The sequence below is a fragment of the Arsenophonus nasoniae DSM 15247 genome (assembly GCF_000429565.1).
Taxonomy (GTDB): Bacteria; Pseudomonadota; Gammaproteobacteria; order Enterobacterales; family Enterobacteriaceae; genus Arsenophonus; species Arsenophonus nasoniae.
The window spans coordinates 1-15,844 of the sequence record NZ_AUCC01000013.1; the positions used below are offsets into that span (position 1 = coordinate 1).

At 37.2% G+C, this 15,844-nt stretch carries 13 protein-coding genes and 2 pseudogenes; 4 read left to right on the plus strand and 11 right to left on the minus strand.

Annotated features, from left to right (window positions below):
- The coding region (locus G468_RS0104825) for a helix-turn-helix domain-containing protein (protein WP_034249334.1) at positions 1-220 on the minus strand (220 nt) is incomplete at its 3' end.
- A 79-nt stretch (positions 221-299) separates the two neighbouring features.
- Between G468_RS0104825 and G468_RS19710 the strand changes: the two are divergent.
- Positions 300-884: pseudogene (locus G468_RS19710) on the plus strand (sodium/glutamate symporter); the annotation flags it as partial.
- 83 nt (positions 885-967) lie between these two features.
- Here the strand turns inward: G468_RS19710 and recG are convergent.
- Genes recG through gmk form a run of 5 tightly spaced genes read right to left on the minus strand, consistent with a single transcriptional unit; the run spans position 968 to position 6,864 of the window.
- Positions 968-3,049: an ATP-dependent DNA helicase RecG gene (recG, locus tag G468_RS0104835; protein WP_026822163.1), complete on the minus strand. Its 2,082-nt coding sequence runs from the start codon at positions 3,047-3,049 to the stop codon at positions 968-970.
- A gap of 4 nt (positions 3,050-3,053) precedes the next feature.
- Entirely contained in the window at positions 3,054-3,773 is a 720-nt protein-coding gene (gene trmH, locus G468_RS0104840) for a tRNA (guanosine(18)-2'-O)-methyltransferase TrmH (RefSeq protein WP_026822164.1), read from the minus strand.
- A 3-nt stretch (positions 3,774-3,776) separates the two neighbouring features.
- On the minus strand, positions 3,777-5,894 hold the full coding sequence (gene spoT, locus G468_RS0104845; protein ID WP_026822165.1) for a bifunctional GTP diphosphokinase/guanosine-3',5'-bis pyrophosphate 3'-pyrophosphohydrolase: 2,118 nt from the start codon (positions 5,892-5,894) through the stop codon (positions 3,777-3,779).
- Positions 5,895-5,913: 19 nt separating this feature from the next.
- The gene (gene rpoZ, locus G468_RS0104850; RefSeq protein ID WP_026822166.1) at positions 5,914-6,189 is read right to left on the minus strand and encodes a DNA-directed RNA polymerase subunit omega; all 276 of its coding nucleotides are present in this window, start codon (positions 6,187-6,189) and stop codon (positions 5,914-5,916) included.
- A gap of 51 nt (positions 6,190-6,240) precedes the next feature.
- Complete coding sequence (gene gmk, locus G468_RS0104855; RefSeq protein WP_026822167.1) at positions 6,241-6,864, minus strand: guanylate kinase; 624 nt, start codon at positions 6,862-6,864, stop codon at positions 6,241-6,243.
- Between the two features lie 301 nt (positions 6,865-7,165).
- Here gmk and G468_RS19715 point away from each other — a divergent pair, with 301 nt between their 5' ends.
- A complete protein-coding gene (locus G468_RS19715) occupies positions 7,166-8,797 on the plus strand; it encodes a DNA ligase B (RefSeq protein ID WP_051296946.1) in 1,632 nt (543 codons plus the stop codon).
- A 44-nt stretch (positions 8,798-8,841) separates the two neighbouring features.
- Here G468_RS19715 and G468_RS0104865 read toward each other — a convergent pair whose 3' ends face one another.
- Entirely contained in the window at positions 8,842-9,459 is a 618-nt protein-coding gene (locus tag G468_RS0104865) for a trimeric intracellular cation channel family protein (RefSeq protein ID WP_026822168.1), read from the minus strand.
- A gap of 135 nt (positions 9,460-9,594) precedes the next feature.
- On the opposite strand from G468_RS0104865, the gene G468_RS0104870 reads away from it, so the two are divergent.
- Entirely contained in the window at positions 9,595-10,896 is a 1,302-nt protein-coding gene (locus tag G468_RS0104870; protein WP_026822169.1) for a YidR family protein, read from the plus strand.
- A gap of 27 nt (positions 10,897-10,923) precedes the next feature.
- On the opposite strand, the gene G468_RS0104875 is transcribed toward G468_RS0104870, so the two are convergent.
- Complete coding sequence (locus tag G468_RS0104875; protein WP_026822170.1) at positions 10,924-11,670, minus strand: outer membrane protein; 747 nt, start codon at positions 11,668-11,670, stop codon at positions 10,924-10,926.
- A gap of 140 nt (positions 11,671-11,810) precedes the next feature.
- Here G468_RS0104875 and G468_RS0104880 point away from each other — a divergent pair.
- Positions 11,811-12,245: pseudogene (locus G468_RS0104880) on the plus strand (TolB family protein); the annotation flags it as partial.
- 27 nt (positions 12,246-12,272) lie between these two features.
- On the opposite strand, the gene G468_RS19720 reads toward G468_RS0104880, so the two are convergent.
- The 3 genes from G468_RS19720 to G468_RS0104900 form a co-directional block, all read right to left on the minus strand.
- Positions 12,273-12,896: an outer membrane protein gene (locus G468_RS19720; protein ID WP_051296947.1), complete on the minus strand. Its 624-nt coding sequence runs from the start codon at positions 12,894-12,896 to the stop codon at positions 12,273-12,275.
- A 537-nt stretch (positions 12,897-13,433) separates the two neighbouring features.
- Positions 13,434-13,694: a YceK/YidQ family lipoprotein gene (locus G468_RS25265; protein WP_338023311.1), complete on the minus strand. Its 261-nt coding sequence runs from the start codon at positions 13,692-13,694 to the stop codon at positions 13,434-13,436.
- Positions 13,695-14,551: 857 nt separating this feature from the next.
- Positions 14,552-15,796, minus strand: coding sequence for a valine--pyruvate transaminase (locus G468_RS0104900; RefSeq protein ID WP_026822174.1), 1,245 nt, complete (start codon positions 15,794-15,796; stop codon positions 14,552-14,554).
- Positions 15,797-15,844 lie beyond the last annotated feature (48 nt).

The window sequence follows — 15,844 nt, forward strand, 5'->3', positions numbered from 1 at the left end:
AATCAGGTTTAGCCAGTTCAATTCGCTGAAGCAAATAAGGTTTAAAGGGGGATAATTTAGTCGGTTGTTGACTTCTTTTAGCATAAGTTGGCATTGTCTGTTGTTGTAAATGATGTTTTACGGTGTTACGGGATATACCCAACTCACTGGCAATTTTTCGAAGGCTTTGTCCTTGTGCAAAGCGAACATGAATATCCACAAATATCTCCTTGGTTAACATAAATTATCCGTACAAAAATGTGCGAATAATACCAAGTGGATCAGTTTTAGATGATCGTTAGTGGATCAGTTTTGCATGATCGGTGACATTAATAGAAACATTAGCCATGATTGCTATTTGCATGGTAGTGGGTAAATTAATTTCGCAATGGCTATTGGACAGTTATCAGTTTACTTTACCTATTTTTGTTTGTGTTTTATTTACTGGGGTTATCTTAAGTAATAGCTTATCATGGGTTGGTTTCTACCGAGTATTTGATCGCGCGGTTTCAGTTTTAGGCAATGTTAGTTTGTCACTTTTTTTAGCAATGGCATTGATGAGTTTAAAACTTTGGGAACTTGCTTCGTTAGCCATACCAATGCTCATTATTTTGCTGATACAAGCAATTGTCATGGGTCTTTATGCTATTTTTGTTACCTTTCCAATTATGGGCAAAAATTATGATGCAGCAGTATTAGCGGCTGGTCATTGTGGTTTTGGTTTAGGGGCAACGCCGACAGCAATTGCTAATATGCAAGCCGTAACAGAACGCTTTGGTCCTTCTCATTTAGCTTTTCTTGTCGTACCGATGGTTGGTGCTTTCTTTATTGATATTATTAATGCATTAGTGATTAAATTTTATCTATGGTTACCCATTTTTTCAGCGCCGATAATGAATGGATAACAGAAGTGTAATTGATTAATGTAACGGAGCCGCTGATTTTTAGCGGTTTTTTATTAATAACCAATTGATATGGTTAATTAATATTAAGCGTTGCTGTATTGTGAACGTTCGGGTAACCAACGTTCAATCAGAGCATTGGTATGGTTAGGATAATGTTGTTGCAAATGTTGGGCGGCATTTCTGATTTCTGGCAATAGGTCTTGATCGCGCATTAAATCAGCCACTTTGAATTCTGCATTGCCTGTTTGTCGAGTACCTAACAACTCTCCTGGGCCACGAATTTCCAAGTCTTTTTGTGCAATGACAAAGCCATCATTGCTATCTCTAAGTACCTGTAAACGTAATTTAGTCGTGTAAGTGAGTGGTGTTTTATATAGTAAAACACAATGTGAAGCAATACTTCCCCTGCCAACGCGGCCCCGTAATTGATGTAACTGGGCAAGCCCTAAACGCTCCGGGTTTTCAATAATCATTAAACTGGCATTTGGTACATCGACGCCGACTTCGATAACTGTGGTAGCGACGAGTAGTTGTAGTTTATTGGCGCTAAAATCTGCCATCACTTTTTGCTTTTCAGCCGATTTCATCCGCCCATGAACTAAGCCAATATTTAATTCAGGCAATGCGCGAGCCAGTTCTTCTTGTGTCGCTTGAGCCGCTTGTGCTTCAAGCACTTCAGAGTCATCAATTAATGTACAGACCCAATAAACTTGTCGCTTTTCTATCTGGCAGGCTTTTTTTACGCGTTGAATAACCTCATTGCGACGGGTATCAGGAATGGCTACTGTTGTGACGGGCGTTCTGCCGGGTGGTAGCTCATCGATGATTGAATTATCCAGATCCGCATAAGCTGTCATAGCCAGTGTACGTGGGATCGGCGTTGCTGTCATAATTAATTGATGGGGATAAATGCCGTGCTGCTGCCCCTTTTCCCATAGCGCCAGACGTTGATGTACACCAAAGCGATGTTGTTCATCAATGATCACTAATGCTAAGGCGTTGAATTCGACTTGCTGTTGAAAAATGGCATGAGTACCAATTATCATTGCGACTTTGCCTTTTGCAATAGCTTCTTGTTGATTTAGCCTGGATTTTCCTTTTTGTTTACCTGATAACCAACCAACTTGGATACCAAGTGGTTCAAGCCATTGGCGAAAAGTATTGGCATGCTGTTCTGCTAATAACTCGGTAGGCGCCATTAGTGCTGCCTGTTTACCATGAGCGATAGCACGAATTGCGGCAAATAGCGCTACTAATGTTTTACCAGAACCGACATCACCTTGGACTAAACGCATCATAGGGCTTGCTTTAGCCAGATCTGCTTCAATTTCACTGACAACTCTTTGTTGGGCTTTAGTTGGTGAATAGGGTAAACGTGTTAGCAATTGTTGTTTTAATTTTTCTTCTGCTGGTAGTGGCTGGGCTGAAAATTGTTGTGTTTCACTCCGAACCGTTAGCATACTTAATTGATGGGCTAATAACTCCTCAAAGATTAATCTGCGTTGCGCCGGATGTTTGCCCTTTTCCAGTATATTCAGAGGGATATCGGGTGGCGGACGATGAAGTATTTTAATAGCTTGTGGTAAGCTTATTAGCCCTTGATTAAATGGTGCTGGGATCAACTCACTGATCGCACAGCTATCAAGTAGTGTTAGCGCTTGATCAATCAGTTTGCGTAAAGTTATCTGACGTATCCCTTCAGTTATTGGATAAATTGGTGTTAGAGTATCTTGCAACTCAATCTGATCGGCATCAGGTTTTATTTTATATTCGGGATGAATAATTTCTGGTCCTAAATTGCCTCGCCGGATTTCACCATAAGCAACAATATATTTACCGGCTGCTAGACTATTCTTCATAGCGGTAGAAAAGTTAAAAAACCGCAGGGTTAATGTTCCTGAGCCGTCACTAATTTGGCAGATCATCATTCGTTTACGTCCAAAGATGATTTTAGTTTGTAATATTTTGCCGCTGACGGTTACAGTGCTGCCCGGTTGAACATCATTAATCGTATAAAGTTGAGTTTGATCTTGATAACGTAAAGGTAGATGAAAGAGGAGATCCTGGATAGTACGAAGCCCTATTTTATTGAGTTTTTCTGCTTGTGATGCGCCAACACCGTTTAGTGATGTTAATGGAATAGCATCAAGTAATTTCCCCCGCATGCAATTAGTTCTCCAGAGTGCGTTTTTTACCTGGTACTTTAGTCGATTGCATCGCTGCCCACCATGCATCACTGGCAACAATTTCGCCATGTTCGTTAATTAGTGGTCGGGGAAGTCCTTTATGTTTTGAAACGGCAGCTAATACCGGATAACCGCCCTCAAAAAGCCATTCTTGTTGTTCTTCTTCTGATAGCTGACTAAAAAGGCTGTTATACATATTGGCATTTTGTCTTTGCCGTTGCGCTTCATAAAGAATTAAAGCAGAAGCAACAGAGACATTTAATGACTGTACCATACCCATCATAGGAATATGAATATTATGATCAGCCAGCGCGAGAGCTTGTTTGGAAATACCCGTTCGTTCTTGTCCCAAAATAATACAGGTTGGTTGAGTGTAATCTATTTGACGAAAATCGATAGCTTGTTTAGTAAGATGAGCGGCTAAGATTTGCATGCCCGCAGCTTTGCAGGTAGAGATTGCCTTTTCAATAGTGGCATGGGTTTTTACTTTCACCCAATGATTACTACCAGCAGCCGCAGCAGATAAGCTTTTGGTGCTATTTTGGCACCAGATTGCATGAATTTGTGATATTCCAACCGCATCAGCGGTACGGATCACAGCAGAAATATTATGTGGCTTATGGACATTTTCAAGACAAACCGTCAGATCAGGTTGGCGCATGGCGATTATTTGGCGGATGCGAGCATAACGTTTTGAGTTCATAACTTAGTTCCGGTTACGGCTGATGCGTAAAACATCAGGCATGATACGGATTTTTTTCATAATATTAGCTAATTGAATACGATCCTTAGCGGTTAAACGAATAAATGCACAATAGACACGTCCATCTTTCTCTTCAATATTCATACTTTGAATACTAGAATTTGCACTATTAATAGCTGCGGTTAAATTAGCTAATGCCCCTTGATGATTAATCATATCGACTTTAATTTCAGCAATGAAGTTGTTATTAACGCCCTCATCCCACTCGACTTGCATAAACTTCTCTGGCTCTTTTTGATAGCCTCTGATATTACGACAAGACTCATGGTGTATAACTAAACCTTTACCTGGGCTAATATGAGCAACAATGGGATCTCCGGGAATAGGGCGACAACATTTGGCAAAGGTAATTAATACCCCTTCTGCCCCTTTAATCGGTAGTTTACTACGGTTATCACTATTATCTGTAATAACGTTATTTATACTAGCATTGCCTAATAAATTATGTGCTACAACAACACTCATAGTATTGCCAAGACCAACTTCAGCGAGCAAATCATCCATTGAGTGGAGTTTCATTCTTGCTAGTTCTTTATTGATATTTTCTTGCGGAATATCGCCTAATTTCTTGCCATTACCTAAAGCATGGTTGAGTAAGCGGCGACCTAAACTAATTGAATCTTCTCGCTTGAGGTTTTTAAGTAGTTGGCGTATTTTTGCTCTGGCTTTGGAACTAACAACGAAATTCAACCAAGCGGCATTTGGCCTTGCGCCGGGTGCAGTAATAATTTCTATGGTTTGCCCGGTACTTAACGATTGTGATAGAGGATAGGGTTGACGATCCACTCGGGCACCAACACAGGCATGGCCTATATCGGTATGTACAGCATAGGCGAAATCAACTGGGGTTGCGCCAGTAGGTAATTCGACAATTCGACCTTCGGGGGTAAAAACATAAATTTCGTCAGGAAAAAGATCAGATTTTACACTTTCAATGAATTCAAAAGAATTCCCTGCGCTTTGTTGTAGTTCCAGTAAGCTTTGCATCCAGCGTTGTGCTCTGATTTGAGCAGTTGTGCTAGATTCTGCTTGTTCTTTATATGCCCAGTGGGCAGCGACACCCATTTCGGCCATTTGATCCATATCTTCAGTACGAATTTGTACTTCAATTGGTACACCATGTGGGCCAATCATTGATGTATGTAAAGATTGATAGCCATTGGCTTTGGGGATGGCAATATAATCTTTCACTCGTCCTGGCCGAGGATTATACAAACTATGTACTTGTCCAAGAACGCGGTAACATGTATCAACATCCTTAACAATAATTCGAAAGGCATAAATATCCATAATTGAGTGGAAGCGCTGCTCTTTCAGCTGCATTTTACGATATATTGAATAGAGATGTTTTTCTCGACCAAATACTCGGCATGGGATCCTGGCTTCTAATAATCTACCTTCGATTTCTGCCAATATTTTTTGGATCATCTCTTTTCGGTTACCACGAGCTGCTTTTACTACCTCTTTAATAACTCGATAGCGATTGGGGTAGAGTGCTTCAAAGCCTAACTCTTCCAATTCAGTTTTGAGATGATGAATACCAAGACGATGTGCCAGTGGGCTATAAATTTCTAATGTTTCTCTCGCGATGCGGCGGCGCTTATCGGCACGAAGGGAACCTAAAGTACGCATATTGTGCGTTCGATCTGCGAGTTTGATTAAAATGACACGGATATCTTGTACCATGGCCATAATCATTTTGCGAAAATTTTCTGCTTGAGCTTCTTTTTTATCACGGAAATTGAGTTTATCGAGTTTTGATACCCCTTCAACTAGGCCTGCAACAGTTTTACCAAAAAGCTGTTTTATATCCTGAAAAGTTGCAGGGGTATCCTCGATAACATCATGTAGTAATGCGGCCATTAATGTTTCATGATCTAAACGCATTTCCGCTAAAATACATGCCACCGCAACTGGATGAGTTATATAAGGTTCACCACTTGAACGGGTTTGGCCTTCATGTGCATCCCGGGCAACAACATAAGCTTGTTTCAGTAACGATATATGCTCTTCTGGCAGATAGTCCTGAACGATTTGATTGAGGCTTTCAAACAGGTACAAGGTAAGCCTACCTTTTCAGTTAACGTCGACCTTCAGCAATAGCAGATACTGCTTGCATTTCTGCTGCTTCTTGTTCCTGTTCTTCTTGACGTTCACGGACATCAAGAATTTGAGCATTAATCAACCCTGATTCTATTTCACGCAGAGAAATAACAGTGACCTTATCATTTTCTTCTTTAACTAAAGGGCTTTTACCTTTAATCTGTAATTGACGCGCACGACGCGCTGCCACTAAAACTAAATCGAAACGATTACCAATTTTTTCTACCGCATCTTGAACTGTTACACGTGCCATAATATGACTCCAAAGATAAAGAAATGACCGGATATAATACTGAACCTTTACTCAGTCTGCCAATAGTTTATTAATTAAAGTATTATGTCGCTGAATCTGACGTTCTAAACGTAGACGCTCAGATCGAATAATAGATTGTAAATCGCCTAATGCAGTATTGAAATCATCATTAACAATAATGTAATCATATTCGTTATAATGCTTTATTTCAGAAACCGCTTGTGCCATACGCTGATTAATCGTTTCTTCACTATCTTGCCCACGACCACGTAAACGGCGTAGTAACTCATTTTTAGACGGTGGTAAGATAAAAATAGTGCGAGCGGAGGGCATTTTTTGGCGAATTTGCTGTGCGCCTTGCCAATCAATATCTAAAAATACATCGACACCACTATTAATAATTTCTTCGATAACTACCCGGGAAGTTCCATAATAATTGCCGAACACGCAGGCATATTCAAGGAAATCATTATGCTCAATCATTTGCTGAAATTTGCTTTCAGTAATGAAATAGTAATGTTCACCGTTTTTTTCACCAGGGCGTATCGCTCTAGTGGTATGCGAAATAGAAACTTGTGTGTCATATAGAGGCTGAGTTTTTAATAAAGCCTGAATAAGACTCGATTTGCCTGCACCACTTGGGGCAGACACAATATATAACGTTCCTTGAATCATGATGATTTCTTGATTAACTGGCTAATTAATTAATAAAATTTTTAAAAAGTACAAAAGCTCTTTAATAGTATACACATGCAATCAGTAACATACAGCTTTACTAACATTTTTAATGCAAGATCTGAATTATTTTTGAAAATACTTACCATTTTTGCAAAGCGCTTTGAGAAAAAATGATTATTAGATATCTTGATAATTATTTTCTATTTATGTCTTCCCAATAATTGAAATTGTATATTGAAAGTATTTTTCGTGAATGGAATAAATAGATGATTAAAATTATGCATGGATGCTGTTTATTATGAGATCTTTTATTTTTGTTTCAGTCTACTATTGTTGGCGCTTTTTTTTATTATTGTTTTTGTTAAATATAAACTCATCAATTGCGCAAAATATTCAATGCCCGGATTGGCCTAAATTAGTTTTACATAGGGAAATCAAAGCAATTAATTCAGAATTAAAACGCTGGGATGAAGCATATTATATTAATGGCCAAAGTTTGGTTAATGATGAAACTTACGATCAAATTTTTGCGTTATGGAAACATTGGTCAAATTGTCTTCGACTCCCGCCAGATAAAACGAATACGCTTTCTTTACCCATTAAAGGAAGAAAAACTCACCCAGTTATTCATACTGGCTTAAAAAAGATAACTGCTGATGAAATCGCTCGATGGATAGCAGGTCGTCATGAAGTTTGGTTACAACCAAAAGTCGATGGTGTGGCTGCTACATTGGTTTATAAAAAAGGAAAATTGGCTGCATTAATTAGTCGGGGTAATGGTATAGAAGGAATTGATTGGACGCCAAAAGCCGATTTTTTGCCAGCAATTCCCAAAACGATTCCAAATCATGCTACTCAATTAATATTACAAGGTGAATTATTTTGGTATCAGACTGGTCACCAACAAGCCATTGCCGGAGGAGCTAATGCTCGTAATAAAGTTGCTGGTTGGTTAATGCGTAAGAATTTATTGGTTCAACAAGAGGAACAAATTGGCATTTTTATTTGGAGTTGGCCTGATGGGCCGTCGAATATGCAAACACAATTTGCACAATTAGAAAGATGGGGTTTTCCGTTAACCAAACGCTACTCTCATTTAGTCACTAGTGTTGATCAAATTACACAATGGCAACGCTATTATTACAATCAGCCAATGCCTTTTGCAACAGATGGCATTGTGTTAAAACAACTGCCATATACTCTAGGCCAATACTGGCAAGCAGGTATAAATAACTGGTCCGTTGCTTGGAAATATCCGACTCAGAATCGGGTCGCTCAAGTTGCAGCTGTTAAATTTAATATCGGGAGAACCGGAAAAATTAATCCTATTATCGGTATTTTGCCTGGAGATGCAATACAAATATCATTATCTGGTCATGGGATCCCTAAATTTGACAAGATTGTTTGGCAAATTAAACAGCGGAAAATGCTGTCGGTACCAGAACAAAAAAATTATCATCAATTAAGCTGTTTTTATTATTCAATGAGATGCGAAAGTCAGTTTGTTGCTCGTTTAGTTTGGTTGGCGAAACAGCTTAAGATGGAAGGGATCAACGAAAAAGGCTGGTTGGCTTTAATAAGAGCTGGGAAAATAACCAATTTAATGGATTGGTCTAGGTTAACATTGGAACAAATCACTGAAGTGGCAATGTTTAAAGCTAATAAAGGAAAATTTATTTATCAACAATTTCTATCAGCGCAAAAACGTCCCTTTTCTGAATGGTTAAAAGGGCTAGGCGTACCACTACCAGAAAAACTTTTTAGCAAAATAAACTGTTGGAATGATTTATCCTCTAAAGAAATAAACAGCGCTATTTTGTCGCGTAAACAACAAAAAAAATTAGTGCAATTTATTGAGAATAAAGATGTTAAACAGCTAGTAAAGGTTTTGGGCCAACATAAAATAAATGGATTTTTTAATGAAAATTAGTCCAAGTAATAACATGCTGATTTAATTAGATATATATGGAAATCTTAATCATTATTCTCATAATTAAATACAGGTAATCCTAATCGATAACGAATGGCAAGTAGACGTCCAGTTAAACCAGCTATTAAGGTAATGATTATAACCATATCTTTAGGTAAGGGGGTATATAGTATTAATCCGATATAGAGCCATGCCGCAGCAAAAGAGATGCCAGCATATATCTCTTTTTGAAAAACAAGGGGGATTGTATTACATAACATATCACGCAGTACGCCACCGAAAACACCGGTAATGACGGCTGCAATAGCGGCGATGATATAACTATAATTCATATCGAGCGCTATTTGAGCGCCAATAATGGAAAAGACAATAAGACCAATGGCATCCAAAATTAAAAATAATCGTCGCAAATGTTTCATCATTGGTGCAAGCCAGATAGTAATAACTGCGGCACAAGCGACAATGACAATATATTCAGGATGCTTAACCCAACCTAGAGGATAGTGTCCTAATAAGATATCGCGTACAGAACCGCCCCCAATTGCGGTTGCTGAGGCAATAATAATAACGCCAAAAACATCCATTTTACGGCGACCAGCGGCTAAAGCTCCGGTCATGGCTTCAGCTGTAATTCCAATTATATAAAGTATGCTAAGTAACATAATGATTTTTTAGATACGGCAAACCTTAAGACATAAAGTTGTATTATAAAAATAAAGTATTGACTAATATTTTTGTCGTGTTCACATAATTACACTATTTTTTATCGCCCACGACAAAAGAGTGCGGATAATAAAATGACTTACCAAGAACAGCAAATTACTTTTGATAAACGCAATCACCAACTGACTAATATAAATGTATGGACATCAGATAGCCAGTGGCTAGTTTTTGATGTACGCCCAAATAGTGCTTCCTTTACAGGATTAACAATAGAAAAAGTTAATATTAAAACGCAACAACAAAAACAGATCTATTGCGCCAAAAATGGCGCGTATGTTGGTGTTGCTACAGTTAGTAGTGAAAACCCATCTAGATATGCTTTTATTCATGGCTCAGAAGATCCCGATGAAAATTGGCATTATGATTTTCATCATCGTCGAGGGGTAATTGTCAGCGATATAAAAACCAATGTAGCCGAAAATATTGAAGCTATGTGCATTACGCCGCCTTTTTTAGCGGGTGCATTGAGAGGAGGCACGCATGTTCATGTATTTAGTCCAGATAATAGCAGGCTTAGTTTTACTTACAATGATCACGTGATGCATGAATATGATTCGGCGCTTGATTTACGTAATGTGGCAATTGCGATCCCATATCATACTATTAATGTTGGCACCTTGGGGCAGAAAAAACATCAACGTGAGTATAATGGCCATTATTATTGTGTCGTGATCAGTGAAACAACGCCTATACCAAAACCGGGTAGTGATGAAATCAGCCGTGCTTATGAAGAAGGCTGGATTGGTCATAATGGGTATCAGAGAGCAAATGGGGACAAGCAACGTTGGGCGATTGCATTTATTGGTGATACTTACTCTTTACAAGGAGAAATTGTAGCAGAAATTTTTATTGTTGATTTACCTGAATCTGCTGAGAAGTATGCTATTGCCGGCAATAAGCCAATCCAGGGTACCGAAACTAGCATGCCAGCGCCACCTAAAGGGATTAAACAACGTCGTTTAACCTATACTCATCAACGTAAGTATCCAGGAGTGGTTAATCAGCCACGTCATTGGCTGCGTTCTTCACCTGATGGCAGTAAAATCGGTTATTTAATGAAAGATGATAACGGCATTGTCCAGTTTTGGCTGGTTTCTCCAGTTAGTGGCATAATGCAGCAAATAACCCAGTCTGCGTGGGATATTCAGTCAGCGTTTAGCTGGGATAGTCAAGGTCGCTATGTGGCGTTTATTTGCGATAATAGCGTAATGTTATGTGAAATTTCTGCTGGCAAACTAATTCGTTTGACTGTTCGCAGTGATGTGCCGCCATCAGGTGATGCTGTGGTGATTTCCCCCGATGACAGCAATATTGCTTATTTACGTGATATTGATGGTTATCAACAAATCTTTATTGTAGCAACCGGAATTGTTTGATTTTAAAAATTTTTGTCGTTATTGATATCAAAAGTGATAAGTTGCACTTAACATAATATCATGGGTTCTGACTTTGGTTTTTGAGTTAAACTCGGTTCCAATCGAATCGAAATGGTATACTTCAGCCTGGCCAGCATCCAGATATTTGTAACTCAAATCAAATGAAAAATCTTGATTAATCGAGTACTTGATACCTGTGCCAGCACTCCAGGCAAAGTTGTTGGTGGCATGAGAGCGTGACCAAAGGGGAATAGTAAGTGAGTTAACATTTATTTTAAAGATATTAGATGTTTTTTGACTTATATAAGCATAACCTAACCCGGCAGAGAGATAAGGTGTGAAATCGGTTGAGTTTTTAAAGTCATAATAAGCGTTAAGCATTAATGTATTTAGTTCAATTTTATTCTTAACCGTGGTATTACCAGGAAAGAAATTTTCATCATAACCTGAATAGTTATAGTCAGCTTTTGCCCGACTAGTAAAGTCTAGTTCGGTTCTGACAGGAAGGTTAAATTTTTCATAAAAATCATAACCTAAAGTGAGCCCAGCACCAAATACGGCGGTTCTATGGTTATCTCCCTTTAGTTTTTTTTCAAAGGTTACTTCATCACCGCCAATTTCCAATGTATAAAAAGTTGGATAAAATTGCCCCTTCATTTGCTGGATTGAGGCACCCATTTTTGCGCTGACGTAAACACCACTTTTACTTTCATTTGCTAGAGCAATGGATGGAATTAAACTGATAATGGATAAGGTCAATATTATTTTTTTCATTCTCTATTTCTCTAATATTAAAGTAAAGAAATTTGTGTTTATCTGCTAAAAATAAGAATAGCTGACAAATTAAAAATTACATTAGTTTATTTATAATATAATTATCAAGATAAGCAATTCCCTATGTCAGCATCCTTAAGGGGATTAAACAGCGACGTTTAACCTATACTCATCAACGTAAATATCCCGGGGTGATTAATCAGCCACGCCATTGGCTCCGCTCTACGCCTGATGGCAGTAAAATCGATTTTTTAATGAAAGATGATAACGGCATTGTCCAGTTTTGGCTGGTTTCTCCAGTTAGTGGCATAATGCAGCAAATAACCCAGTCTGCGTGGGATATTCAGTCAGCGTTTAGCTGGGATAGTCAAGGTCGCTATGTGGCGTTTATTTGCGATAATAGCGTAATGTTATGTGAAATTTCTGCTGGCAAACTAATTCGTTTGACTGTTCGCAGTGATGTGCCGCCATCAGGTGATGCTGTGGTGATTTCCCCCGATGACAGCAATATTGCTTATTTACGTGATATTGATGGTTATCAACAAATCTTTATTGTAGCAACCGGAATTGTTTGATTTTAAAAATTTTTGTCGTTATTGATATCAAAAGTGATAAGTTGCACTTAACATAATATCATGGGTTCTGACTTTGGTTTTTACATTAGTTTCTACGCCATCAAGATTGAAATAATCTACTTCAGCTTGGCCTGCATCCAGATATTTATAGCTAAGATCGAATGAAAAATCTTGACTAACTGTATATTTGATACCTGCGCCAGCACTCCAGGCAAAGTTGTTGGTGGCGTGAGAGCGTGTTTGGAGAGTTTCGGTGCTAGTTTTCCCTCCTGATATACCCAAGGTTGCTATTTGAGATGTTTTTTGGCTTAAATAAGCATAACCTAAGCCAGCAGAGAGATAAGGAGTGAAATCAGATGGATTTTTAAAATCATAATAAGCGTTAAACATCAATGTATTTGCTTCTATTTGATTTTTAATAGTATTTCTAAGAAAAAAAATGGAATTTTCTTGAGATTTTGAATAGTTGTAATCAGCGTTTGCCCGGCTAGTAAAGTCTAATTCAGCTCTGACGGGAAGATTGAAATTATCATAAAAATCATAGCCTAAAGAGAGGCCAGTACCAAATACGGCAGTTCTATGGTTATCCCCTTTTTGTTTCTCATTAATGTTGTTTGGGAAAACAATATATGGAAAAAATTGCCCCTTCATTTACAAAATAGAGGCACCCATTTTTGCGCTGATATAAACACCATTTTTACTATTATCGGCTAGTGCCAGTGGTGCAATTAAACTAATTAATGATAAAACTAAAAATTTCTTCATAATTAATTTCTATTCTATTAATAAGATATCTATTATTTTGTTAATTGTAGATAGTATTTTTTATTTTTTATTTTTTATTTTTTATTTTTTATTTTTTATTTTTTATTTTTTATTTTTTATTTTTTATTTTTTCTGTATTAATGCCGAAAAATAGATTCAGCTTTAGTTAGTAGGGCTGTGGAGTCTAAATTGATGGTTATTTTATTAGGCTTTACTAAGTAAATAGCAAAAAGGTAACAATAAGCCATGTTTTGCGCTTTATTTGGGATTGCTAATTTTATGGAATAAAAATATTTACCTGTAGCAATTAAATTTTTCGCTAACACTTTTTGCCTCTGATTGAAATAAATTTTTATTGTTTATTGTGCTAAGCATTGACAATATGAACAGTAATTTTCTTTCCCGGAGGGTTCTGTGATTGTTTTATTTGGAGGTCGTTGGCGGTATATTCGCCACTTGTTTCTTTTCCCAATCATGAACGCGCTTTTTTGGTGAGGGGGGCGATACAACTTTGTCAACCTGAAAATAATCATACGGAAGTAAAATGGTATCAAGTAGCGCAGAAAAAGGTAAATCAATCATGGCAAGGGGTTTTATCACCCAGCCGGTATCGCCATCTTTAAGTATTCGGGTATCGGCTTTGGTGCCGGAATAGTAACCTTGATGAGGACCAACATGGGTCATAATACTTGAGCAGCCGCTTAACAGTATCAAGCAGCTGAAAATATTTAAACAGATGGTATTATAGATAACGAGGATTAATCTTCTCATTAAAGGTATAAGCCTAACTTCTCCAAGCGAATATGAAATTTTAATGATAAACATTAATGTTAAAAATACCAGCTTGTGAATAGAAATAAACCTTTTTAACCATTATTTTCTGCTGTATGTCCTAGATAGAGTACAGTTAATGGAAAATTGGTTACATAAAAGTTTATTTGTCTTTGCAATGGTGATTGGTTTAAAGAGATTGATTAACAATTTATATATTTCTTTGGGGTTAGTCCAATCGCTTTTTTAAGAATAAGGTAGATAAAGATAATCCCAGGTGGTTAAAAATTCATTAATCGGTAAAGACGTGGATGATAAAAATGTTGAGCACCTTTTAGCCTTTTTCTGTAACTTATCCAGTGAATCGTCTTTCTCATCTCTTTTTTTAAAATCTGTTTACAGGTTTAAATATGAGGTATTAACAGTGTCAACTTAATGTCTTATATTCTGTCAACTGTTATAGCTGGAGTATTAATCAAATGATTAGATTATAATTAAATTAAAAAATAATAGTTCGAAATAGTGGTAAAAATATCAATTTATTATTTAATTAAAAGAACACTAAATATGCTGTAATACTTACGGTGTCAAAGATCTCGGAAAATAGATCATTTCATTCAGCAATACTCTTGAATATGATCCCGTTAACTTTACAATTCAAAGTCCTCGTTATTATTTTATCACCTCTTATCTTGTATATGATAAGAGGTTTTTTTTATCATATATAGAATTATATTTTTAATATATTTAATAAAACTATTTAATGTATGCTATTGATAGGCAATTTCAATTTCATTTGCTAAAATCGCAATCCCTTGCTCTATTTTTTCCAGTGGTAGAATATAGTTCATTCGCATACATTGATGGGCATGAGGCCAATATTGATTAAGTCCTGGGAAAAAATAATCTCCTGGCACCATTAATACACCGCGTTTTTTAAGACGTGAATAAAGTGTTTGACTATCAATTGGTAAATTTTTAAACCAAAGCCATAGAAATATTGCGCCTTCAGGTTTATGGATCAGGCAGCGACTTTCTGGTATATAACGGCGAATAATTTTTATGGTTTCAGTAACGCGTTGTTGATAAAAAGGTTTTATTACAGTTTGTGAAAGTTTCAATAGATCATTACGTTTTAGGATCGCTTGCATTAATGCTGGGCCTATACTACCGGGGGATAAACTAATGATGCCATTCATGTTACTGATCGCGCTGATAATAGTTTCGTTTGCAATAATAATACCGCAGCGACAGCCAGGTAATCCTAATTTGGATAGGCTCATAGATAAAATAATATTTTCATTCCAGATTGGTGTTGCTTGATTAAAAATAATACCTGGAAAGGGAATACCATAAGCACTGTCAATCAAAAGAGGAATAGCATGCTGTTTGGCCAAAGTATCTAATTGCATCATTTCTTCATCGGTAATGACATTTCCAGTCGGATTGGTGGGTCTGGAAACGCAAATGACACCAATATCATCGGTTATTTTCAGCGATCCAAAATTAATTCGATATTTAAATTGACCACTAGGCAGGATATCAATTTGCGGTTTATTGGCAACAAAAATATCATCATCAAGTCCAGTATCGGTATAGCCAACATATTCTGGTGTTAAAGGGAAAAGAACTTTTCGTTTTATTCCTTGTTCACAACGGCCTGCTAGGATATTAAATAGATAAAAAAAAGCACTCTGACTGCCATTAGTTAATGCGATATTTTTAGCGCTAATATTCCAGCCAATTTGCTCATTTAACGTATTTGCTAATCCTTGCAGCATGGCATCTTTTCCTTGTGGGCCATCATAGTTGCATAAGGCTTCATTGAGCTGGCCGCTTTTAGCCATATCTATCAATAATTGCTGAAAATATTGATCCATTTCAGGAATGTGTGCTGGGTTACCATCACCGAGCATAATGACATCAGGTGTGCGTAAGCCCTCATTTAGATCTTTCATTAAAAGAGAGATGCTCGATGAACTGGAAAATTTTTTACCAAATTGTGAATGTATCATGCTTTTCTTCATAACTATGCAAAGGACTAGTAAACAAACCAGCATACT